The sequence below is a fragment of the Nocardia sp. NPDC049707 genome (assembly GCF_040674855.1).
GTDB lineage: Bacteria > Actinomycetota > Actinomycetes > Mycobacteriales > Mycobacteriaceae > Nocardia.
On the sequence record NZ_JBFANN010000030.1, the window covers coordinates 58,925 to 80,973 of the forward strand.

At 65.1% G+C, this 22,049-nt stretch carries 25 protein-coding genes; 12 read left to right on the forward strand and 13 right to left on the reverse strand.

The window, feature by feature from the left end; genetic code table 11:
• Nucleotides 1–113 precede the first annotated feature (113 nt).
• On the forward strand, nt 114–1,025 hold the full coding sequence (locus tag AB0J29_RS24625; RefSeq protein WP_364790604.1) for a cutinase family protein: 912 nt from the start codon (nt 114–116) through the stop codon (nt 1,023–1,025).
• Between the two features lie 592 nt (nt 1,026–1,617).
• Here the strand turns inward: AB0J29_RS24625 and AB0J29_RS24630 are convergent.
• Nucleotides 1,618–2,061, reverse strand: coding sequence for an NUDIX domain-containing protein (locus AB0J29_RS24630; RefSeq protein WP_364790607.1), 444 nt, complete (start codon nt 2,059–2,061; stop codon nt 1,618–1,620).
• 369 nt (nt 2,062–2,430) lie between these two features.
• On the opposite strand from AB0J29_RS24630, the gene AB0J29_RS24635 reads away from it, so the two are divergent.
• Nucleotides 2,431–2,919 carry a hypothetical protein gene (locus AB0J29_RS24635; RefSeq protein ID WP_364790610.1) on the forward strand — a complete coding sequence of 163 codons (489 nt, stop codon included), beginning with the start codon at nt 2,431–2,433 and terminating at the stop codon, nt 2,917–2,919.
• A 72-nt stretch (nt 2,920–2,991) separates the two neighbouring features.
• Here the strand turns inward: AB0J29_RS24635 and bfr are convergent, their stop codons facing one another.
• Nucleotides 2,992–3,474 carry a bacterioferritin gene (gene bfr / locus AB0J29_RS24640; protein WP_364790613.1) on the reverse strand — a complete coding sequence of 161 codons (483 nt, stop codon included), beginning with the start codon at nt 3,472–3,474 and terminating at the stop codon, nt 2,992–2,994.
• A 61-nt stretch (nt 3,475–3,535) separates the two neighbouring features.
• Nucleotides 3,536–3,733: a (2Fe-2S)-binding protein gene (locus AB0J29_RS24645; protein ID WP_364790616.1), complete on the reverse strand. Its 198-nt coding sequence runs from the start codon at nt 3,731–3,733 to the stop codon at nt 3,536–3,538.
• A gap of 350 nt (nt 3,734–4,083) precedes the next feature.
• On the opposite strand from AB0J29_RS24645, the gene AB0J29_RS24650 reads away from it, so the two are divergent.
• Nucleotides 4,084–4,533, forward strand: a complete 450-nt coding sequence (locus AB0J29_RS24650) for a DUF4189 domain-containing protein (RefSeq protein WP_364790619.1) — start codon at nt 4,084–4,086, stop codon at nt 4,531–4,533.
• 384 nt (nt 4,534–4,917) lie between these two features.
• On the forward strand, nt 4,918–5,697 hold the full coding sequence (locus AB0J29_RS24655; protein ID WP_364790622.1) for a class I SAM-dependent methyltransferase: 780 nt from the start codon (nt 4,918–4,920) through the stop codon (nt 5,695–5,697).
• Nucleotides 5,698–6,475: 778 nt separating this feature from the next.
• Here the strand turns inward: AB0J29_RS24655 and AB0J29_RS24660 are convergent.
• From AB0J29_RS24660 to AB0J29_RS24670, 3 genes are read right to left on the reverse strand one after another with little or no spacing between them, the layout of a single operon-like run.
• On the reverse strand, nt 6,476–6,787 hold the full coding sequence (locus AB0J29_RS24660; RefSeq protein ID WP_364790626.1) for a hypothetical protein: 312 nt from the start codon (nt 6,785–6,787) through the stop codon (nt 6,476–6,478).
• The gene (locus AB0J29_RS24665; protein WP_364790629.1) at nt 6,787–7,134 is read right to left on the reverse strand and encodes a hypothetical protein; all 348 of its coding nucleotides are present in this window, start codon (nt 7,132–7,134) and stop codon (nt 6,787–6,789) included. Before AB0J29_RS24665 ends, AB0J29_RS24660 begins: the two co-directional genes overlap by 1 nt.
• Nucleotides 7,131–7,457 carry a hypothetical protein gene (locus AB0J29_RS24670; protein WP_364790632.1) on the reverse strand — a complete coding sequence of 109 codons (327 nt, stop codon included), beginning with the start codon at nt 7,455–7,457 and terminating at the stop codon, nt 7,131–7,133. The genes AB0J29_RS24665 and AB0J29_RS24670 overlap by 4 nt, the downstream gene beginning before the upstream one ends.
• 155 nt (nt 7,458–7,612) lie before the next feature.
• Here AB0J29_RS24670 and AB0J29_RS24675 point away from each other — a divergent pair, with 155 nt between their 5' ends.
• On the forward strand, nt 7,613–8,773 hold the full coding sequence (locus tag AB0J29_RS24675; protein WP_364790635.1) for a helix-turn-helix transcriptional regulator: 1,161 nt from the start codon (nt 7,613–7,615) through the stop codon (nt 8,771–8,773).
• Nucleotides 8,773–9,015, forward strand: coding sequence for a hypothetical protein (locus AB0J29_RS24680; protein ID WP_364790638.1), 243 nt, complete (start codon nt 8,773–8,775; stop codon nt 9,013–9,015). Before AB0J29_RS24675 ends, AB0J29_RS24680 begins: the two co-directional genes overlap by 1 nt.
• Before the next feature lie 710 nt (nt 9,016–9,725).
• Here AB0J29_RS24680 and AB0J29_RS24685 read toward each other — a convergent pair.
• Both AB0J29_RS24685 and AB0J29_RS24690 read right to left on the reverse strand, forming a co-directional pair.
• The gene (locus AB0J29_RS24685; protein WP_364790641.1) at nt 9,726–10,559 is read right to left on the reverse strand and encodes a 2OG-Fe(II) oxygenase; all 834 of its coding nucleotides are present in this window, start codon (nt 10,557–10,559) and stop codon (nt 9,726–9,728) included.
• Nucleotides 10,560–10,812: 253 nt separating this feature from the next.
• Nucleotides 10,813–11,550, reverse strand: coding sequence for a GntR family transcriptional regulator (locus AB0J29_RS24690; protein WP_364790644.1), 738 nt, complete (start codon nt 11,548–11,550; stop codon nt 10,813–10,815).
• Nucleotides 11,551–11,740: 190 nt separating this feature from the next.
• On the opposite strand from AB0J29_RS24690, the gene iolC reads away from it, so the two are divergent.
• The 4 genes from iolC (at nt 11,741) to AB0J29_RS24710 (ending at nt 15,571) form a co-directional block, all read left to right on the forward strand.
• Nucleotides 11,741–12,706 (forward strand): 5-dehydro-2-deoxygluconokinase, encoded by a 966-nt coding sequence (gene iolC / locus AB0J29_RS24695; protein WP_364790647.1) that lies wholly within the window; start codon nt 11,741–11,743, stop codon nt 12,704–12,706.
• The gene (locus AB0J29_RS24700) at nt 12,703–13,653 is read left to right on the forward strand and encodes an aldolase (RefSeq protein WP_364790650.1); all 951 of its coding nucleotides are present in this window, start codon (nt 12,703–12,705) and stop codon (nt 13,651–13,653) included. Before iolC ends, AB0J29_RS24700 begins: the two co-directional genes overlap by 4 nt.
• A 5-nt stretch (nt 13,654–13,658) precedes the next feature.
• Nucleotides 13,659–14,540 (forward strand): 5-deoxy-glucuronate isomerase, encoded by an 882-nt coding sequence (gene iolB, locus AB0J29_RS24705; protein WP_364790653.1) that lies wholly within the window; start codon nt 13,659–13,661, stop codon nt 14,538–14,540.
• A 65-nt stretch (nt 14,541–14,605) separates the two neighbouring features.
• Nucleotides 14,606–15,571, forward strand: coding sequence for a sugar phosphate isomerase/epimerase (locus AB0J29_RS24710; protein WP_364790656.1), 966 nt, complete (start codon nt 14,606–14,608; stop codon nt 15,569–15,571).
• 518 nt (nt 15,572–16,089) lie between these two features.
• On the opposite strand, the gene AB0J29_RS24715 is transcribed toward AB0J29_RS24710, so the two are convergent.
• Nucleotides 16,090–16,524, reverse strand: a complete 435-nt coding sequence (locus tag AB0J29_RS24715; protein ID WP_364790659.1) for a tautomerase family protein — start codon at nt 16,522–16,524, stop codon at nt 16,090–16,092.
• Nucleotides 16,525–16,603: 79 nt separating this feature from the next.
• Between AB0J29_RS24715 and AB0J29_RS24720 the strand changes: the two genes are divergently transcribed.
• Nucleotides 16,604–17,116, forward strand: a complete 513-nt coding sequence (locus AB0J29_RS24720) for a helix-turn-helix domain-containing protein (protein ID WP_364790662.1) — start codon at nt 16,604–16,606, stop codon at nt 17,114–17,116.
• 273 nt (nt 17,117–17,389) lie between these two features.
• Here AB0J29_RS24720 and AB0J29_RS24725 read toward each other — a convergent pair whose 3' ends face one another.
• The 3 genes from AB0J29_RS24725 to AB0J29_RS24735 all read right to left on the reverse strand — a co-directional run bounded on the left by AB0J29_RS24725 (nt 17,390) and on the right by AB0J29_RS24735 (nt 20,102).
• Entirely contained in the window at nt 17,390–18,604 is a 1,215-nt protein-coding gene (locus tag AB0J29_RS24725) for a macrolide family glycosyltransferase (RefSeq protein ID WP_364790665.1), read from the reverse strand.
• A gap of 84 nt (nt 18,605–18,688) precedes the next feature.
• A complete protein-coding gene (locus AB0J29_RS24730; protein WP_364790669.1) occupies nt 18,689–19,348 on the reverse strand; it encodes a CatB-related O-acetyltransferase in 660 nt (219 codons plus the stop codon).
• Between the two features lie 37 nt (nt 19,349–19,385).
• Nucleotides 19,386–20,102, reverse strand: coding sequence for an ATP-binding cassette domain-containing protein (locus AB0J29_RS24735; protein WP_364790672.1), 717 nt, complete (start codon nt 20,100–20,102; stop codon nt 19,386–19,388).
• Between the two features lie 156 nt (nt 20,103–20,258).
• On the opposite strand from AB0J29_RS24735, the gene AB0J29_RS24740 reads away from it, so the two are divergent.
• Complete coding sequence (locus AB0J29_RS24740; protein WP_364790675.1) at nt 20,259–20,906, forward strand: TetR/AcrR family transcriptional regulator; 648 nt, start codon at nt 20,259–20,261, stop codon at nt 20,904–20,906.
• Between the two features lie 438 nt (nt 20,907–21,344).
• On the opposite strand, the gene aztA is transcribed toward AB0J29_RS24740, so the two are convergent.
• Nucleotides 21,345–22,031 carry a zinc ABC transporter ATP-binding protein AztA gene (aztA, locus tag AB0J29_RS24745; RefSeq protein WP_364790678.1) on the reverse strand — a complete coding sequence of 229 codons (687 nt, stop codon included), beginning with the start codon at nt 22,029–22,031 and terminating at the stop codon, nt 21,345–21,347.
• Between the last annotated feature and the right edge of the window lie 18 nt (nt 22,032–22,049).

Sequence of the window (22,049 nt, forward strand, 5' to 3'; positions counted from 1 at the left end):
TCTGGACTCATTCAATAGCTACCCCAGCGTTATCCTGACGTGCCGTTTACACTGCCGAAGTAACCTTCGCCTATCGGACAACGCGCTCAGCCGTGACAACCTGGGAGTAGACGATGTTTTCTCGATGGAAGAACACCGCCGCCTGCGCGGCCGCGCTGGTGAGCGCCGCGCTTCCAGTCGGCGCGGCGTCGACCGCCCAAGCAGCCCCACAGCACTGCCCCGATATGTATGTCGTGGCGGTTCCCGGCACCTGGGAAACGTCGAAGTCCGAACCGGGCGAGGGGATGCTCGCCGCCGTCGCCAACGGCTTGCCTGGCGACGTCCAGACCGACTATGTCGCCTACTCGGCGACCGCGTTCCCTTGGGAAGGCGACGTGTACGGCCGCTCCAAGCGAGAAGCGCTCGATAATGCCCGTGGCATGGTCAGCGCGATGGCCCAGCGCTGTGGCGCAACCCGCTTCGCGCTGGTGGGCTACAGCCAGGGCGCGGACGCCGCCGGTGATCTCGCCGCCGAGATCGGCACCGGGATCGGTGTCGTACTGCCGGACCGGGTGGAATTGGTCGGGCTGATCTCGGACCCCCGGCGATCCCCCACCGACAACCTGATCGGCCCGCCCGTCGCGGGCGCTGGTGCCGGTGGTCCACGCCTGGGCGGTTTCGGCTGGCTCACCCCGAAGACCTACACCTTCTGCGCGGTCGGAGATCTGTACTGCGCAACCCCCGACGGTGACTTCGCCGCTCGCATCGCCGGCTTCTTCGCCCAGATCTCCAATCCCGACCCCGCCCAGTTCGGTATGTATCAGCAGCAGGCGGGCAATCTCATCGCCGACGCCCTCGCCGCGGGCGGTCTCGGCCTGCTCAACGACCAGCTCAATAGCTCGGCCTACGAACAACGCAAACAGCAGATCGACGATTTCCTGAAGTCCGGGATCCACCAGAGCTACCCGCACTACGCGATCGGCCCCGGCGGCGCCACCCCCCTGACCTGGCTGCACCAACGACTGATCGACGTGGCGCACAACTAACCGCTCGAGTCCCCTAGGCCACCGCGGCGGGATGACGAGCACGTCGGCAACATACGCTGAACGGTCACCCGTCGCGGCAGCGCGACCGAATCCTCGCCGCGGCAGTCCAGTCGTCGACGTGTGGTCAACATCTGTGCAGTGGTCGGTCCCGGCACGGCCGATACCCGCCCCTGCTCGACCGAGCACTGCGCACCCAACTGGCTTGTGTGGCAACGATTGTCGGCTCGAAAGTCCGAGCATGTCGACCGAACGCTCGATCAAGTCGCGCGAATCTCGCACGCCGATCGGCGATTCCGGGTTCGGCTCGCGGCGAGCCCTATCATCATGAGTACATCCAGGTCGGAGGAAATCGCCAGGGGCGCACACGCATTCACGTACCAGCTGCTCTTCGCTAGTCGAATCGCCTGCGCGCCAGCAATATTCGCAATGTCCCCATCGTCGGGAATACCGGAGGGACATCGCCGACCTGCGCCACCGGGTTTACGTGCGGGACTCAGCCCTCGCCGCAATGGAGCATCTACCCCCGGGGTGGGCGGTGCCGGCCACGGCAAGAGCGCACGATATACACGGGCTGTGCCGTTGGCGGGGTCGCTCAGTGGGCGAGGAGGTCCCGGTAGGCGTCGAGGATGCCGCGGATGGACGGCGTCACGAGCAGTTCTCCGTCCAGCGGTGCCCACAGATAAGCGGCGTGGGCGGACAGGACGACGGGGCTGGTGGCTTCGACTTCCACGGCGAAATGTAAGCGCCGCACCGGCTTTCCGGCCGGCGACAGGTAGTCGAAGTCGCCGATGTGGTGGCCGATTCTGGTGACGGTCAGCCCGGTTTCTTCGCGGACGCCGCGGATCAGCGCGACGGAGACCGATTCGCCCGGCTCCACGGTGGCGCCCGGAAGCTTGCGGGTCAGCGGGAGCGGCCCGGTGCTGTGGGCTTCCAAGAGCAACACTTCCCCGCCTCGGTCGATGATCGCACCGACTCGGAGACCGACACCATCGCGCTCGCCGCGCGGAAGCGCCTCATCGAACATCGATACCGACATCGGCGGACTCACCAACCTTCGGTCGGGCGGACACGCCGCATTGATATGAAAGCAACCGACCCAATATTAACGTGACAGGCCGGCCGCACGACAGAAGACACCAGTGATGTGTTCGCACAATCGATTTCGCCCGGTTGCCGATCGCTCCACCTCGGGGACATGCCTGCCGCGGGGTTTACGGCGATTCCTGGCCGCCGCTTTCGGTAGCTCGATATTGTCTGCTTCTGTATCGTCTTGTCTGCACTGACGTCGGGTGGCGGACGTTCCGTGCAGCGGAGGGTGCAGGGCGGGTTCGGATCGATCGTTTCGGTTTCACGAAGTGTTGTCGCGCAACGGGTAGCTCGGAATGAACGACGGAGAGGGGCGTAGGTGGCAACAGCTGCGCAATTGCGAGCAGTGCTGGCGGTATTACAGGCCGACGCGCAGAACACCGCTTCCGGCTGGTCGGCCGAGCCGCCCGTCGAACGCGCCGAGCTAGCGGGTCGGCTACACGGTTTGATCAGCAGTGAGCTGCGGGACTTGGTGGTCCAGGCCCCACTGGGCATGGGCCACTGGTCGATGGCCGCGACGGCGGAGCAGGACGTCGTAGGCGATGTGTCGGCACAGGCCCAGTTCGACGCACGGTGGCTGCGTCACCACATCGCCACCCTGGCCGCCCGCAATGCCCCGACGCCCGTGCCCGCGCTCTTGGCCGCCGCGGTTCAGGCCGTCGACGCCGCCACCACCTTGCTCGCGCTGGCCCGCGATCCCCGCGGCGAGGGCAGTCAGGCCGCCTGGCAAGCGGTAATCGATGATCTCGCGATCGCATTCCATCTGGTCAACGACGAACACGACGCCGTCACGCAGCCGATCCGCTGAGCGCGCGCACCGCCGCCGACCTCTGACACCGGTTCCGGGCGCCGGTATCGACGAACCGGAACCAGCACGGTGTCAGTCGCCTTCCGGGGTATCGGTATAACGCTGCAAGTACAGTTGCTCGCCGAGCTTCTCGAGTAGTTCGAGTTCGGTCTCCAGGTAGTCGACGTGCTTTTCCTCGTCCTCGAGAATGACCTCGAAGATGCGCGCGGAGGTGACATCACCGCGCGAGCGCATCAGCTCGATGCCGCCGCGCAGCCGGTCCACCGCCTCCATCTCGATCTGTAGGTCGCCCCGCAACTGTTCGGGGACGGTCTGGCCGATGCGCAGTGGATTGAGCTTCTGATAGTTGGGCAGCCCCTCCAGGAAGAGGATGCGATCGGTGAGCACCTCCGCATGCTTCATCTCATCGAAGGACTCGTAGCGGGTGTGCTTGGCCAGCTTGGTGAAACCCCAGCTCTCCTGCATCTTGGCGTGCAGGAAGTACTGATTGATAGCCGTGAGTTCGGCTGTCAACTGCTCGTTGAGCAGCGAGATGATTTCCTTATCGCCATCCATGGCTGTGATCGTGTCACAGCTCACACCCAGCAAATCGGTAAGGACGTCCTATCGTGTCGGACTACGCCGCGGGCACCTCGATGTCCTGGACGATGGCCGAGCAGGCTTGGCCGACGAGTTCGGAAAGGCGCCGGGTGCAGCTACCGCAGCCAGGCTTCCAACCGCACGCCTTTTTGACCTGCGCGGTCGAGCTGGCGCCTGCGGCGACACAACTGTGCACGTCCGATTCGGAAACGGCGTTGCAGATACAGACGTACACGATGCCTCATTGCGTGAGCGGGACAATTCACCAGGTTAGCCTCAACTAAAGAGGTAAGCCTCCCCTAATGTATAGGCTCATGTGTCGATCCGTGTCAACAGCCGCTCGGCACTTTTCGACAACCGGCACGAATCCGCTGCTCAGCGACGGTTCGACCGGCAACCGCCACTGCCTACCCGACTGAGGCGGTAGCAACGCCAAGGGTGACGGGCAACGGGACGGTCGGCGGTTCATGGCGATAGCTAGCGGCGGGGGAATGTGATTCTCCAGGTTGATCGAGCGAATCAGACAGTGATCGGCGATGATTCGTCAAGTTTGTGTCTGCAGGTGTTCACAGAGGAAAGTGTTTGATGAAGTTCACAGGTAAGGCCGTCGTCGCGGTCGCCGCGGTGGGTCTTGCGGCCGGGGCGGCGATCGGTGCCGGTCCGGCGAATGCGGCCAGTCTCCATGGTGCGATCGCATTCAGTGCCGAGGACTGGATCTACGGCACCGCCGTCGATGCGATGAGCCCCGATGAGGCGATAGACGCGGCCTTGGCCAACTGCAGTTCGGACGGTGCCTCCGACTGCGTCGTCATGGTGACGTGGTCGGACGGCTGCGGTGCGCTCGTCTACAGCGACGACGCGGCAGGCACCGCCACCGCGGTGGGCACCGGCGCGGGCCGGGACCGGGCGACCGCGCTGCGCGGCGCCTACGCCAGCCTCGCCGAGTACTACCCGTTGGCGATGCTGGCCAATGTCGGTTCCGCGGACATGTCGCAGACCGGGATCAGCGAAGTGGTCTGCACCGGCAACGCATAATTCGCCAGCCGCGATCCGAGAAAAGCTTTGCGCCGCTGGCGGCGAGACCGACAGCGGCCCAGAGCATTCGCTACTCCCACGACCGGCGCGGTTCGGACCGTCCCGATGGGACGGCCAGCAGAACACGCCAGACATCGTGCGCACGCCCGACGTTGGCCCGGCGAAACTGTCATCGACCAATTCGAACAGCGGGTGCGAAGCTGGTGGGCGTGGGCATCCGCCGGCCGCGACCATGAGCAGCAGCACCAGCAGCGCGTCCGGGTTGGAACATCAGTCTCAGCACCACCACCACAACACGAGCCCAAGAGCTGCGAATGGGGTGATTCCCAGCCGGATGGCGGATATTCCGTTGCCGCCGCGGGCAGTGCGGGGCCAGCATGCGGTATGGCTTCCGATCTTGCGCAGCATTACGCCGACGCCTCGGAGAATGACCGTCTCAGCAGGTCTCCACATGGCCGTCTGGAATTCCTTCGCACACAGGAACTGATCCGACGCGTCCTGACAGCGCCGATGACGGTGCTCGACGTCGGTGGCGGGACCAGCGTGCACGCCGAATGGCTGATCGGTGACGGCCACGTGGTGCACGTCATCGATCCGGTGCTCGAGCATGTCCGGATGGCGGCAACGCTGCCCCGGGTGACGGCGGAGGTGGGCGATGCACGGCGACTGCCCGCGGCCGACAACAGTATCGACGTCGCCGTGATGCTCGGCCCCCTCTACCACCTCACCGAATCCGCTGATCGGGCAACGGCATTGGCGGAGGCGAGACGGGTGCTGCGTCCCGGTGGCATCCTGATCGCCGCCGCGATGAGTCGTTACGTGACCGTCCTCGAGACCGGCACCAACGGCGTCCTCGACGACACGCTGATAACGTCGGTGCGCAAGGTGATCGCCACGGGCGACTACGACGGCCACGCCGGTTTCATGCGAACCCACTGCCATACCGCCGACGAGCTGCGCACCGAACTCGAGGCAACCGGATTCGGCAACGTCGAGATCTACGGCATCGAAGGTCCGGCCTGGCCCACACTCGATTACGCCGGGCAACACAGCTTCGAGCCGCTCGTGACAGCCGCACTGCACTGCGCGCGACTGCTGGAACAGGACCCGCTGCTGATCAACGCCAGCGCACACCTCTTGGCGATCGCCCGAACCGAACGCTGACTATCCCCCGATCGGTCGATGCACTCTTGTGCCGCTGAGCGCGTGATCGGTGTGGCTCGGGCACAGCCGCCGGTTACCCTTTGATGAGGGACAGTAACGGTTGGAGAGGTTCGCGGCCATGGGGACATCACGGGAGCCTGATCTCTCGTCCAGCATCATCGACAAGGCCAGTACCACAGCGATCTCCGCGGACTTGCCTCGGCAAGGGGTGGACAGCCTGGGTGAACGAGCGTGCGCAGCAGCAGCTTTCGGTGAACCCGTCACCGCCGGTGGTATCACCGTCATTCCCGTAGCACAGGCGCGGTTCGGATTCGGCCGAACCGGGTCCAGCGACGGAGCCGAAGGAGGAGGCGCCGACGTACGCTCCCTGGGCTACATCGAGATCCGCGACGGCACAGCCCGATACCACCCGATCGGCAACCAGTGGAGCCGCGCCATCGTGCCACTGATCGCCCTCGCCTCGGGGCTCTCCGTTCCGAGGATAATCCGTGCCCTGCGCAGGTCCCCCATGCATAACTCCAAGCGCACCCGCTTGTAGTCGGTATCTGAATTTCCCGCGGACCCGCCGTCTCGCAGCCGAATGCCCTATTCTGTCGCTTATCGAGCAGTCTGTGCTGGTCACTGACCGGTGTAGACCGCTGTCGGTGTCCGATCGGCGAATGCCCGGCGGGGCCGGATCCTGTTGTACAGGATGCGGAACCAGTGAACTTCCATGTCGCTTGGATTGCCAGCCCCGAAAGTACGGCGGCGGTGATTGCCAGGCGTTCAACGGTTTTCCCTACGCATCCAATGGATTCGGCCGGTCGGTCATGTTCACTAGCGCGGCCCAGTAGTCGTCTCGAAGCGTGTCCCACAGATCGCCGTGTTTGGGGAGTAACTCTCGAGCGGCGGCCAGATCGGGGTATGGCTCGAACACAACCGTTCCCGGTTGAACTCCCAGCAGCGGTGTGCGCGCGGGCAGGCGATACGCGGTGAACGATTCGGAAATGAACTGCACCCGCAGGATCCGCGTGGAGTTCCCGACCAATTGCCACACCGCGACCTTGCGGCTGTCCTGGGTTGTACTGGTCCGCAATCTTTCTCGATGCATCAGGCCTCCTCATAGTTGGTGCGCCCGCTGCCGGGGGACTCGACGCCCCGGCAACAGGACGACTCTGCGGGCACCGCCGGATCCGCCCACTCGCGGACTGCGTCCGCGATGCGTTCGACAAGTTCGACCGGCAGATCCACTGGAGTTCGCGGACCGATGAGCGGAGTCCGCTGCGGCAGTTCGGTGTCGATGACGGAGGCGGCGTCGATGTCGATGGACACCGCCCCGAGCGCGGGGGTGGTTTCCGGCTCGGAGACGGGCACCTCGATGGCGTCGAATTCCTCGACCCATCCATCATCACCGACGAAACCGAATGTGCCGTCGCTGAATTCGATCAGACCGCTCATCGGACGGCTTCCCGGGTGGGCTGGAGCTTCCCGGCGTCGGCGCGGATCCAGTAGGCGATGTTCTTGGCGTCGCAGATCTCGCGGCTGCACTCGAGGTGTTCTTGGAGGACGTAGCCAGCCTCTTCGACGGTGTACCCGCCGGGCGGTGCGGGGTGGATACGCGAGGTTTCGCTGGCGACGCGCTCGAGGATGTCGGTTGCCGGGATCGCGCCGTCGGGGACGGCATCGGCGCCGAGTACGCGGGGCAAGCCGTAGAAGATGAGCCACAGGAAGAAGATCACCGCGGCGGCGACAACCATGGCTGTGATGAGTTCAGCGGACATTGAGTGATACCCCCGGGTACGTTGTTCCGTGTTGGAGTGCGTCCCCGCCGGAGAGGCAGGTATTACCCAGGCTGGGACGCAAACCTGACGTTAAGCCCTGGTGAAGACCTGAATGTGCTCTGTTTGTGCTCTATTCGAGTGCTACGGTGATCGGCATGAAGGACAGTGACTCCGTCGGTGGGAACATCGCGCGGATCCGCAAGCAGCGCGGCCTGACCCAACATCAGCTCGCCACTCTCGCTAATGTCGGGCGCGACTACCTCGCCCATGTCGAGAATGGCCGCAAGTCACCAACTGCGGTATGGCTGGGCAGCGTGGCCAACGCCCTCGGAGTCGATGTCTCGATCCTGTACGGAGTCGAGAGCGAATACGACCAGCTCGATCGCATCGTGCCCACCGTGCGGCAGGTTCTTGCCGCCGTCGACTTCCTACCCGATGTCGAACCTGAACCGCTGGACCGGCTGCGCCCCTTGGTGGAACAGATCGGGCAATGGCGGCACGCTGCCGCCTACGGCAAGATCGCCGAGGTACTGCCCGACGTCGTCGATCAGCTCTTGGTCGCGGGCACACGGGATGGGGCACCGGCCTACGAACTCCTCGTCACCGCATTCCGCGCAGGAAACACATTGAGCCACAAGATGGGCCACCTCGACCTGAGCATGTTGGCGACCGAGCGAATGGTGTGGGCCGCGTCGCGTACCGACGACCCGCTGCTGCTGGCGACAACCCAGTACGTCAAGTCGGCGGCGTTGGCGCGGGTCGGTGCCACCCGGCAGGCCGTGCAGCTCACCGATCAGGCGATTGCCGAAGTCGAGCCACTCGCAGACGAAGAGGCGGGTGCGGCCGTGTTGTGTGCATTGCACATGCGGCGCGCGGGCCTAGCCGCTACTGCGAACGATGCGGACACCACCGACACCCACTTCGCTGAAGCGCACGCGCTCGGAGAACGGGTCGGCGACCGTCAGGCATACGGCACGATCGTCGGCCCGACCAACGTCCGGCTGTTCGAATTGTCGGCCGCTGTCGACCTCGGACGAATCGGCAAGGCAATCGAGATCGCCGATGCTACAACGCTGCCCGATAGCTATCCGCGCGAGCGGAGGGCGCACTTCTGGCTCGACCGGGCACGGACAGAACTGTCGGCGGGCAATCCCGACCGTGCCGTCGAAGCGCTTCAAAACGCGCGGGAATCCGCACCTGAGTACTTCCAGAAGAGTCGGGCAGTGAAGATCGCCATCAAGACCACCGCCGAACAGGAGCGGCGGGCCAGCGACAAGCTGCGCGCACTGGCGAACTACGCGGGAATCGTTGACTGATGGCATTACCGGACGAGCCCGGCTTCTACAGAGATGCGATCGGGCATCTGTGGTTGCTCGATGAGGATCACCGTTGGGTGCACGCCGCGCGGCGACGCAACGATGACTCCCTGACTCCAGTGATGGGCCAGTTCACGGGACGAATGACACCTGCTCAATTCGAGCATCTGGCGACCGGGCCCAGTGTCGATGTGCTCCCTCTCGAACGCATCCACGCCGAGGATGTTCCGCCGGAGACATAGTCCCCGCGAATCCGCAGTTCGTTGCATTCGCTGAAGCCGCCCCAATCCTCAGCGCTCGTACCGCTTCGCGGCGACTGAAGGCTCATGTGTTGGAGAAATCGTCGGACACCGAGGCAGCGCGGACCGCCGCCCCCGGACTAGCCGAAATCGGACGATCATGATCAGGTGGAACTGATGGCGGCGGCTCGGGCGATGCCGCCATGTTTTCCACGTGATCATTTGTCCAGTGGAGCACCCTGGGCGATGAGAGCGGTGCGGACGCGGTCGAGGACGACGTAGCGAGAACTACGCTGCGAGGGTGCACACGACACGGGCTTTATTGGATTTGGGGTGTCGGTGTTGCCGCGTACATGATCGCGGTATTGCAGAACAATCCGACGTCACAATGACCTTGTGCCCCAACAGGTCTGGCACCCAATATCGATCGATGAGAAGACTTGTCGTACAACGACATTCGACCATGCGTAGATAGAGGGTTCGCACCGCCGCCGCGGCCGGCGACCCGCTTCCTGAGCCGTGGCAGTCCTACGCCGCGACGGTCCGACGGAATAACCGACAGTGACACCGACTGGCTCATCACCGCCACATGGACCGGGGATCAGATTTTCGAGGCCACCGTTGCTGCGGGGGCGGCGCGGCCTGGAGAGGCTCGACGCTGACGTGTCTGCGCTGGGGCACAAGTCCACGAGTTGGTCCCCGCGAGCCACACCTCAACCCGCGCGGCGGTAGCGGCGCATCCACTTGGTCATGATCCATTTTTCGCCGGCGAGGACCGGTGCTCCAGCGTGCTTTGTCCGTGGGTCGAGCTGTCCGAGGTTATTGAAGTATCGGAAATAGACTGCATGGCCTTTGCGCGGGGAAATCGAAATACCTGCCTCAGGAAAGACAGTGTCACCGCCGCCTTCGACGTCATTGAGGTAGATCACGAGAGTCGCCGTCCGCTGGCCGCCGCGAGCGATATGAGCGGCATGGCCGGGTTGGTCCGGCGGAAAATAATCGAAATGGGGACGGTACTCGCCCCCGACCCCGTACCGCAGAATTTGCAGCCCCTCACCATTTTCCAATGGCCAGTTCATCAGGGCGGAGATCCGTCGATCGAGCCGGTCGATCAACGGGGTTTCGGACAACTGAAAATACGTGCCTTCGCTGGAGCGATTCCTGATTATCTCCGGATGCCCGGTATCGGGGTCGATGATGGTGGACCGTTGCAATTTACCTTCGGACAACTCGATCACCTGATCACATTCCTCGGCAGAGAGCACATTGCCGAACTGAATCAGCTGCGGCTGTTCCACCCGCAACACCGAGTAGATCACGCGGTCGTGAGCGTGAATAACTCGATCGGGCGAAACGGGACACGTATCGTACTCGTAGCGCGAGGAGTCCGGAATCTCACCCGCCAGAAAAGCGCGCACCGCCGTCGCGGCCGCATCCTTGTCGAAACCACCCCTGATCATCGATTCGACTACCGATTCGACAGAACAACCCCGTGCGAGATTTTCCTGTAGCCAGTTCCGCCACGAAGCATCCATTGCCATCGTCATATTCGCAGAGTTTATGCGTCGATACCAGCCGGTCCACTTTCCACTGTTGGGAATTATGGTTCCGAAGGTCATGCCGGGGCCTTCCTCATGCGGGCCCGCACTGGCGCGCCGGTCCGCGTTTGCCTTCGCGTCTCCGGTGTCATACAGCTCTCACAGCGGTGCGGTCGAAGCTGAAATGGCCTGACAGATAATGTCCACATGTTCGGACAAATCAGCTGCTAACGGGGCTGGACAGATCCGTTGTTTCGGCGGATCAGCGACTCAGCACCGTGGTGTCGAAGAAATGCCGCGAGGCGCGGTATACATGCCTGCCCATTTCGATCGGACGCCCGGAATCATCGAAGGCGACCCGCTGCATGGTCAGCAGTGGCGCGTTCGTGCGCTCGTCGAGCAGCTGCGCCTCGGCCCGGGTGGCACTGCGCGCACCGATCCGCTGCCGCGCGAGGGCGATGTGAATTCCCTTGGCCCGCAGGCATTCATAGAATCCGTGCAGTTCGAGCTGGTCGGGTCCGGGTGCGAATTCGGCGGGCACGTAATTGGTCATGATGGCCAGCGGCTCACTTCCGGCCCGGCGCAGCCTGCGGAAGGTCACGAAGCGGGCGTCCTCGGACACACCGAGTTCCTTGGCGATATCGGGATCCGGAGCGCCGAGCTGGTAGTCGAGCAATTCGGTGGTCGGTTCCTGGCCCGCGGTGAGCAGATCGTCGTACAGACTGGTCAATTCGACCGGGCGATGCACCTGATTCTGTACCACTTGGGTGCCCACCCCACGCCTGCGCAGTAACAGCCCCTTGTCGACCAGCGCCTGGATCGCCTGCCGCGCGGTCGGCCGCGACAGATTGAGCCGTCTGGCCAGGTCGAGCTCGTTCTCGAGGCGATCCCCCTGGGCAAGCCGACCTTCCAGGATCGCCTTCTCGATGCCTTGCGCCAGTTGGAAATACAGCGGAACCGGGCTCGTGCGGTCGATCGCGACATCCAACGGCGCTGGCATCGTGGGGCTCCTGGGGGCGAGCGGGCGCAGGTGAGCGCCATTTCTTCCAGGGTAAATCACTGCGTGCGGTCCCGCTTACATATGTCAGTAAGTCAGTATGTCCTGACAAAGTCTTGACAAGAGGGTATGGCGGGCGCACAGTCTGGATATGCGGCACTGCCCGCCCCTGGGACCAATCTGGAGTCAGCCTGTGAACGCTCAATTCGAGGTCGTGTCGACCGGTCGGGTCGGCGTCGACATCTATCCGCTCCAATCCGGTGTTGGGCTGGAAGATGTCGATACCTTCGGCAAGTTCCTCGGTGGCAGCGCCGCCAATGTCGCTGTTGCGGCGGCGCGACTCGGTCGGCGCACGGCGCTGTGGTCCGGCGTCGGCGCCGATCCGTTCGGCCAGTACGTGCGGCGCGAACTGGTCCGGCTCGGCGTTTCGGATGCCTTCGTGCAGACCAGCGATCGGCTGCCGACACCGGTGACCTTCTGCGAGATCTTCCCGCCGGACGATTTCCCGCTGTACTTCTACCGTGAACCCAGTGCACCGGACTTGCAGATCACCGGCGGCCAACTGGATCCCGACATCATCCGCGGTGCGGGCGTCTATTGGTCGACTGTCACCGGCTTGTCCCAAGAGCCCTCTCGCACAGCACATTTCGATGCCTGGTCGATCCGGGAACGGCGACCGCTGACCGTACTCGATCTGGACTATCGGCCGATGTTCTGGGCCGACGAGGACCAGGCCCGCGCACAGGTGCGCGCCGCTCTACCCCAGGTGACGGTGGCCGTCGGCAATCGCGAAGAGTGTCGCATCGCCGTCGGCGAGACCGATCCGCACCGCGCCGCTGACGCGCTATTAGATCTGGGTGTCGAACTGGCCATCATCAAACAGGGCCCGGACGGTGTGCTCGGCAAGACCCGCCACGAATCGGTGGTGGTGCCACCGGCCACCGTCGAAGTAGTCAATGGCCTCGGCGCGGGCGATGCGTTCGGCGGCAGCCTGTGTCACGGCCTGCTGGCCGGCTGGGATCTGGAGACCATCCTGCGCCGCGCCAATGCCGCCGGGGCCATTGTGGCCGGGCGGCTCGAATGCTCCACTGCCATGCCGACCAGCACCGAAATCGACGATCTCGTCGCGCCGGCACTGACCGGAAAGGCCGAGAAATGAAGGTAGCCTCGCGCGGCAAATCGTTGACGGGCGAACCCGAAGCCACACTGGCACCGCCGACCGCGGTCGTGCGGTCCTATGCCGAGCTGACCGAATTGCGTGCGGCCGATCCCGGCGCCATCGCCAGGGCCTTCGCCACGCGGGCCCGTCGCGGGCTGGTGCGCGGTGACGGCCGGTTGATGATCATCGCCGCCGACCATCCGGCGCGCGGCGCGCTGTCGGCGTCCGGCAACCCCTACGCCATGAACAGCCGCAAGGAACTGCTGGACCGGCTGGTCACGGCATTGGCCCGCCCCGGTGTGGACGGGGTACTCGGCACCGCGGACATCATCGAGGATCTGCTGCTGCTCGGCGCGCTCGAAGACAAGGTCGTCTTCAGCTCCATGAACCGCGGTGGTATCGCGGGCGCGGATTTCGAGCTCGACGACCGGATGACCGGATATACCGCGCGGGCGACCGCCGCGGCCGGACTCAACGGCGCCAAGATGCTCAACCGGTTCGATCTCAGCGATCCGGGCACCCTGTCGATGATGACCGCGAGCGCCACCGCCATCGATGAACTCGCCGCGCTCGGTCTGGCCGCGGTGCTCGAACCGTTCATATCGCACCGGCCCGACGGGCCGGGAACCAAGGTGGTCAACGATCTGTCACCGGATGCGGTCATCAAGAGCGTGCATCTGGCTCAAGGATTGGGCTCCACCTCGGCCTACACCTGGTTGAAGCTACCTGTCGTCGCGGAAATGGAGCGTGTCATGGATGCCACCACCCTGCCCATCCTGTTGCTCGGCGGCGATCCGCAGACCGCCCCGGACGAAACCTACGCGCGTTGGGCGAAAGCCCTTGCGCTGCCTGGTGTTCGGGGCTTGATCGTGGGTCGCGCGCTGCTGTATCCGCCCGATGACGATGTCACGGGCGCGGTCGATACGGCCGTATCGCTGGTGCGGTGATCGCGATGCACACCAAGCATTACGTGCCCGCTGCCCGCACCTATCGCGCGCCGTATACGGTGGCGCTCACCCAGGAGGCGGCCGGGTGGGATCACGCCAGCCTGCACGTCATCGAGCTCGAGCCGGGTCAGTCGCATCGCACCCACAGTCGATCCGACGAGATCGTCGTGGTGCCGCTATCCGGTTCGTGCTCCGTGGCCAGTGCTGGGGAGTCGTGCGAATTGGCCGGGCGCACAAGTGTTTTCGACGGTCCGACCGACTTCGCCTATATCGGGCGGGACAGCTCCTACACCGTAACCAGTACCGGCGGTGGACGATTCGCGCTCGGTGGCGCCCGCGCGCAGCGGCAGCTGCCCTTCCGCCATGTGCCCGCCGCCGATGTGGACGTCGAGTTGCGCGGTGCGGGCAACTGCAGCCGCCAAGTGCACAATTTCGCGACGGCGGACACATTCGAAGCCGATTCGATCATCGCGTGCGAGGTGATCACGCCCGGCGGCAACTGGTCGTCGTATCCGGCGCACAAACACGATGAGCTCTCCGATACCGAGACCCCGCTCGAGGAGATCTACTACTTCGAATTCGCCCGTGGCGCGGACGATTCGCCCGGCTTCGGCTACCACCGCGTGTACGGGACCCCCGAGCGGCCGATCGATGTGCTCGAGGAGGTCCGGGACGGCGATGTGGTGCTGGTGCCGCACGGTTACCACGGACCGTCCATTGCCGCCCCCGGCTATCACATGTACTACCTGAACATCATGGCCGGCCCCGGACCGGAGCGGGCCTGGCGGATCAGCGACGATCCGGCGCAGACGTGGGTGCGCGGCACCTGGGCGGATATGGCGATCGATCCGCGACTTCCCCTGAGCGCGAAAGAGACTCGACGGTGAGCCCGATCGACCACACAGCTCCGGCGTCCGTTCACCCGACCGACCCACACCGAAAGGGATCTGGAATGAGCACAGCATCGCGCGGCGATTCGACAACGGGCGATGGCAAGGCAACGGGTGCGCATGCATCGGTCATCCGGGTCGGGTCCGCACCCGACTCCTGGGGCGTCTGGTTCCCGAACGACCCCGATCAGGTCGGTGCCACCCGGTTCCTCGATGAGGTGGCCGCCGCCGGATACCAGTGGATCGAACTGGGGCCCTATGGATATCTGCCGACCGACCCCAACGAGTTGCGTGACGCACTGGGGGCCCGCGGGCTGTCGTTATCGGCGGGCACGGTTTTCGAACACCTGCATCAGCCCGATTCCTGGAACGCCGTCTGGGACCAGGTCGCCGATGTCGCGGCGCTGACCGCCGCCGTCGGGGGCCGCCATGTGGTGGTGATCCCGGAGATGTGGCGCGATCCGTCGACCGGCGCGGTGCTGGAGGACCGCGAGTTGAGCCGCGACGCGTGGCGGCAGAAGACCAGCGAAGTCGATCGGCTCGGCAAGGCCATATTCGAGGAATACGGTGTGCGGCTGCAGTATCACCCGCACGCGGACAGCCACGTCGGCACTCAGGACGAGGTCTTTCGGTTCCTGTCCGACACCGACCCCGAATACGTCAACCTCTGCCTGGATACCGGCCATATCGCCTATTGCGGCGGTGACAATCTCGCCATCATCCAGGCACATCCGGATCGCATCGGATACCTGCACCTCAAGCAGGTGGACCCGGCGGTGATCGCGAAGGTGGAGGCCGAGGACCTGCCGTTCGGCGAGGCCGTCAAGCTCGGCGCGATGATCGAACCGCCGCACGGCATTCCGGAAATGCCGCCCCTGCTGGCGCGGATCCAAGACCTGAATGTGGACATCTTCGCGATCGTCGAGCAGGACCTGTACCCATGCGCGCCCAGTGTTCCGCTCCCGATCGCCAAGCGCACCCGGAGCTACCTGGGTGGCTGCGGTATCCAGTCCATCCGATTCCACTGAAGCGCACAGGTATTCACCGGATCGACTACTCCCCCACCCGGCCCGCCGAGGCGCCCGGCGCCCACGTTGTCGACGACGCGCTCGCGGCTATCAGCACAGCTGAGTGGTGCTCGCCGCGCCGGACGAATCCATCCCGAGCGGCTGCACGCCTGTCCGGAGCACGGCAGACCGGTGCTGTGCGAGAAGCCGATGACCACCGATATCCACTCGGCCGTGGAATTTGTGCGCCGGAAAGGCTTTGGGCCGCCAGCTGATCCGGGTCGGCCTCATGCTCCGCTTCCCGCCAGCTGAAGCAGGCCGTCGATTCACACACCGTTTCGAGGGTGCAAAAGTCGCATACCGTGGCCGCTGCGTTACCGGTCGTAGCCGGGTCGTAGATGATCAGCGCGGCGGCGCCCACACCGACGGTGATGCCGATGGCGTGCCCGATCGGATCGGGGTGGCACTCGGGTGGCCGGACACCGACGACCCGCGGCTACGAACCGTGGTCGACAAGGCAAACGTTGCCTGATGCGACCCTAGCCTGCGGACACGAGGGCGACGATGTCCTCGATGCGCACGATCTCCCCACCGGTTCCCCAGTTGCCCTCCGGGATCTCGTCGATGTGTACCCACGCGGTGGCGGCCTGAGTGAAACGCGCCGGATCCTCGTCGGCGTCGGCGAGTACCCGGGTGACTCGTTGCACGATGTCGCGACGCTTGTCATCGTTCATCGAGCCGGCTGGGACCCCCACCCGCACCACATATTTCGGCTTCTCGCCAGCGGGCAGTTGCCGGCCGCCCACGAACCAGGCGTCGATCTCGTTCACCACCAGCCACGAGATGGCCCGGGCCGCCTCGGTGTCCGGTGCGCCCTCCGCGAGCATCACCTCCGATACCAATTGGCCGCCGATCTTCTCCCGGCGCTCTTGGTCGAGCGAGTCCTTGGGCACGAACAACTCTACGAACGGCATTAGTTAGTCCTTTCATTGAACTTACGGCGATGACCGTACACCAGGTGAGTTCAATGGATCAACCCTCTAGACTGGGGGCATGCAACGGACCAGCTTCGCGGAGATGCACTGCTCGATCGGGCAGTCCTTGGAACGCGTCGGGGAATGGTGGACTCCGCTGATCGTGCGGGACATATACCTCGGCTTGCACCGGTTCGACGACATCGCCGAGAACCTCGGCATCTCCCGCAATCTGCTCACCAGCCGGTTCAAGGCGCTGGCCGCCGACGGCATCGTGGAACGCCGGGCCTATCAGGAGCGCCCGCTGCGGCACGAGTACCACCTCACCGAGGCCGGTCTCGAACTCGTGCCGGTGTTGATGGCGCTGATGGCCTGGGGTGACAAGTGGGCGACGCCGCCGGGCGGCCCGCCGGTGCGGCTGGTGCACCAGGAGTGCGGGCAGGCGTTCACGCCGCAGGTCTGCTGCTCGGCGTGCGGGGAACCGGTGCATGTAGCGAATGTGACGGCACTGCCCGGACCTGGCGCGGCATCCGGACCGGGTACCCGGGTACTGGCCCGCCACAGCGGGTGCGAGCCCTACACCGAGCCGTGAACCAGCGCAACAGCATTCGCAACCACGACGTACCGGTAAACAGCGTCCGCCGCAGCATCGCCGCCCGCAACCGACAGACATTGCGGAACGGGGTCTGCGCCCGGGTGGTCACACCGCGAATGGCAGAAGAGTGTCGTCGTTGCCTCGACTGTCGACGGTCGAGTCGTATCCCGCTATCCGGCGGGACTCGATCCCGGCGCCGCACATGCTGGCACTTCGGGCCGTGTCGGGGCTCTCTTCGCGGAATCTCTTATCGTGCTCGGGGTTGCGGGATCATGCCAACCTCTCACCCTGGTCTGTGGCGGGTAGGACTCGGTCCAGCATGTTCTCTATGAGGTCGGCGGCTCGATGGGTGCCGCCCTCGGCTCGGGTGTCGGCACGGAGTTGCGCCGAGCGGCAAGCTACTTCGGTATCGTGGACGAGGTCGTCCAAGGCCGCCCGCAGGTTCTCCGCGGTGGCATCCTGGGTGTCGATGCGCCGGGCCACACCCAGTTCGACGAGCCGGTCCGCGTTCATGAACTGTTCGACGCCCTGGGGCACGGCGATCATCGGGACCGCCGCCAGCAGTCCTTCACCGCAGCCGCCCATACCGGCGTGAGTGACGAACGCGTCCGCCTGTTCCAGGATCGCCCGCTGCGGGACCCAGGAATGCACTTCGACATTGGGCGGGACAGCGCCGAGTTCCTTTAGGTCGGTGTGCTTCCCGATCTGGAGCACGACATGCCAGCCCGGCAGGTCGCCGAACGCCGCCAGGCATCGGCGGTAGAACTCCGGTTGGCGCGTGTATGCCGAACCCAAGGAGATCAGCAGGACCTTTTCCGCATCCGCGGGCCTGACCCATCTCTGCGCCTCCTTGCGGGTATCGAAGCACGGGCCGACGAATGTGACTGTGCCGGTGTCGACTTGGTCGGCGTACGGTTGCATTGCTCGGGGAATCAGCGCCAGGGCATGGTCTGGCCGGCCAGAGAAGGAGTCGACGTCGGTGGTGGACGCGCCGCAGTCGCGGAGCCACTGCGCGAACCTTGCCCGGTAGGCGTCGGCGCCCGGCAGTCCCCGTAGGTGTCCTGCGATGTCCTGTGCGTAGCTCTTCCAGGCCACGAACGTCGGAGACAGTTGCAGCAGGGCGCGCTCCTGCGTTTCGGCGAGGGCACGCGCGGCGTAGGCGCCGATGTCGTACAGGTACAGGTCCGCACGGTCGCCGTCGTAGACGTCGCATAACTGCGGGTATGCCTGAACGGCGTTGTCCAGGAACAGATTCTGCACGGCGATGGGCTCGTCGGGCCAGTTGTTGTCGGCCACCGGTAGCAGCGAGGCACAGGGAACGAACTCGGCGCCGGCGGCGGTGATCAGGTCGGCGACGGCCGGGTCGTTGGCGTAGGTCACACGATGACCACGGGTCACCAACTCGCGGATGATCTCGAGGCTGGGCAGGACGTGGCTGACGATCGGGATGCCGATCATCGCGATGTGGGCACGGTGACGAGGCACGGAGCATCACTCGTTTCTGGGCTGAGGCGAAGCGGCACAGGGCGCTTCCGGAACGGCTGGGCGGCGGGGACTTCCCTGCGTGTGTCACATGGCGTTCGGGGCGGCCGCCTCGAGATCGGCGATGCTGCCGCACATGATCGTCCGAACGTGTTCGGTGATGTGCTCCAGAGGCCAATCCCACCAGGCGACCGCCAGCAGCCGGGCGGTGTCCCGGTCGTTGTAGCGAGTGCGGATGAGCCGGGCCGGATTGCCCCCGACAATGCCGTAATCGGGAACGTCCTGGGTGACCACGGCACCGGAGGCGATGATCGCTCCGTTGCCTATCCGCACGCCGGGCATCACCGTCGCGCCGCGGCCGATCCACACGTCGTTGCCGACCATGGTGTCACCGCGATTCGGCAAGCCGGTGAGCAGATCGAAGTGCGCCGACCACGAGCCGCCCATGGCGGGAAACGGGAAGGTCGAAGGGCCGTCCATACGGTGGTTGGCGCCGTTCATGATGAACTCGACTCCGGTGGCCAGGGCGCAGAACTTCCCGATGATCAGTTTTTCCGGTCCGTAGTGGTAGAGCACGTTGCGGGTCTCGAACGCGGTCGCGTCGTCGGGGTCGTCGTAATAGGTGAACTCCCCGACCTCGATCAGCGGCGAGGTGACCGACGGCTTCAGCAACACTACCCGCGGCTGGCCGGGCATCGGGTGGACCACGGTCGGATCCACGGGTACGAGCGCAGACGTATCAGGCATACGAAACTCCTTCGGTGAGTTGGTGATTCGACGAATGTCAGGCAATCTCGGCCGGCGCCAGGGCCCGCATGTCGAGGTGATCGCCGCGCCAGCGCGCCCGCAGCCGACGGTCGTGGCTGACCACCACGAGCGCACCCTCGTATTCGTCCAAGGCGGTCTCCAACTCCTCGACCAAACCGGGAGACAGATGGTTGGTCGGCTCGTCCAGCAACAGCACCTCGGTGCCCGCCGCCAGCACGGCAGCCAGGCGCAACCGGACCTGCTCGCCGCCGGATAAACCACCGACCGTACGCTCACGGTCGACCAGTCCCAAACCCAAGCCGTGCAAGGCACGTTCGACCCGGGCATCGGCGTCGTAACCGCCGCGCAGTTCGAAAACCGTTGCCAACTCGCCGTATTCGGCCATCGCCGACTCGTCGCCCACGGCCATGGCGGTCTCGAGGCAGCGCATCCGCCGTTCGATCGCGCGCAATTCGCCCAGCCTCCGGTCGACGACCTGCTGGACCGTCAGGTGCGGTGCGAGCCGTTCGTCCTGGGCGAGATACCCGACGCCCCCGTCGGCGTGGACGACGATCTCACCCTGGTCGGGCTGCTCACGCCCGGCGAGCAGGCGCAGCAGGGTGGTCTTGCCGGACCCGTTCTCACCGACGATCCCGGTGCGCTCACCCGCGGTGAGCGCACACGTCACCGTATCGAGAACCGTTCTACCGGAAAAGGATTTGCTGACCGCGAGCGCGGCGATCTGGGTAGGCATATGCACACTCCGAAGCGTTCGAGTACGACGCGGCCATCGCGGACCGCAGGGTCGGGTGAACACCTCGGAAGAACATCGGCAAACCTCACTAGTGCGACAACTGTTGCATTAGGATGCTGCCACAGCCTGTCCCATCGAGCAACCGGAATATCGACGATGAGCTCCCCACCTCCACAGGGCGATGAACCGCGCCCGGTACCGCAGCCCCGGCCGGGCGGCCGGACCGCCCGCATCCGCGCCCAGGTTCTCGACGCGGTCCGTGCCGAATTGATCGAACACGGTTACGACACACTCACCATGGACACGGTCGCGGCCCGCGCGGGCGTGCACCGTGCCACGGTGTATCGCCGCTGGCGCGACCTCGGCGGCCTGATCACCGATCTCTTCACCGCGGCGGGCGACCTGGACTGGCACCCCCGCGACACCGGTTCCCTACGAGGCGACCTGACGGCGCTCAACCAGGAGATCCAGGATTCGTTGATCGAGGAGCCCTCGATCGCGGTGGCACTGATCGCGGTGTCCTTCCGATCCGAGGAGACCGCCCAAGCCCTGCACCGCTTGTGGGAGGACCGATACATCCAGTCCGAGATCATCATCCAGCGAGCGATCCAACGCGGCGAACTCCCACCGCACACCGATGCGCGCGCCCTCCTGATCGCCGCTACCGCACCGCTCTACCACCAGTTGGTACTGCTACGCACGCCACCCGACCCGCACCTCCCCCACCACGCAGCCGCCAGCGCCACGCTCGCCGCGCACGCCGGCGCATTCACCAACCCATACCCGACGGACAGCACCTTGTAACACGGCGGTTGAGTCGCCGGGTAGCCGTCGCGTAGTAGGACGCAGCTGTCCGCACCACGTAGGGGCTCCGTTGCGAGCGGGTGGCCAGGACGACGGTGCCGCCGTCAACGCGGATTTCGTGCAGGATTGGGAGATCTGTTGTTGGGCTTGGGTATCCAGGCCGGTACTTCGTCGAGTACATGGTGCGACAGTCCGACGTTGCGTCGCGTCACCAGGGCATCGAGTCGCCGACGTCGATCGAACTCGGCGTTGCGCAAGCACAATGCCAGAAGCGCGGCACCTGGCCGAGGTGGTCGTTGAGGCGGTGTACCAGTACCGGTGGACGATGTCTTGGCGCCCGGCGAGTTGGCCGTTGACGGGATCGCGCAGTTTTGCCGTACGTCCACTCCGAAAGCACGATGCAAAGGTCGCCGCGGTTGATCCGGTGTCCGGAGGTCGTCAGGAGACTGCGGTGGGGGATATCTGGTCTTGTAACACGGTGATCGGGTCTCCTGCGGTTATCAGGTGGCCGTCACGTAGCAGGAGGCAGTTGTCGGCGCGTAGGGCTTCATTGCGATCGTGCGTGGCCAGGACCACCGTGACGCCGTCGGCGCGGATTTCGTACAGGACTTGGGAAATCTGTTGTTGGGCTTGGGTATCCAGGCCGGTGGTCGGTTCGTCGAGCAGTAGTAGATCGGATTCTTGGGCGAGGGCCTGGGCCAGGAGGGCGCGCTGGCGCTGACCGCCGGACAGGGTGGTGAGGCGACGTCCGGCCAGGTCGGTGATGCCGAGGCGGGCCATGCAGTCGTGCACGATCTCGGTGTCGGTGCGGGTGAGGCGGCGCCAAGGTCCGCGGTGGGCCCAGCGACCCATGGCGACGGTCTCGCGGACGGTGATCGGCAGGGTAGCGGGGACCGCGCTGTGTTGTACGACCAGCGCGGGGCGCCGTGCACCCACCCGCTGAACCGTTCCCGACGACGGAGTCAACACACCGGCGAGCACGCTCAGCAGCGTGGACTTTCCGGATCCATTGGCACCCACGATCGCCGTCATCCGCGCGGCCGGGATGTCGGTGGTGATGTCGTGCAGCACAGTCCGTGAAGGGTAGCCAGCGGATAGTGCGTCGATTCGAACTGCCGGGGTCATTCGCCTGCACACCTTCTC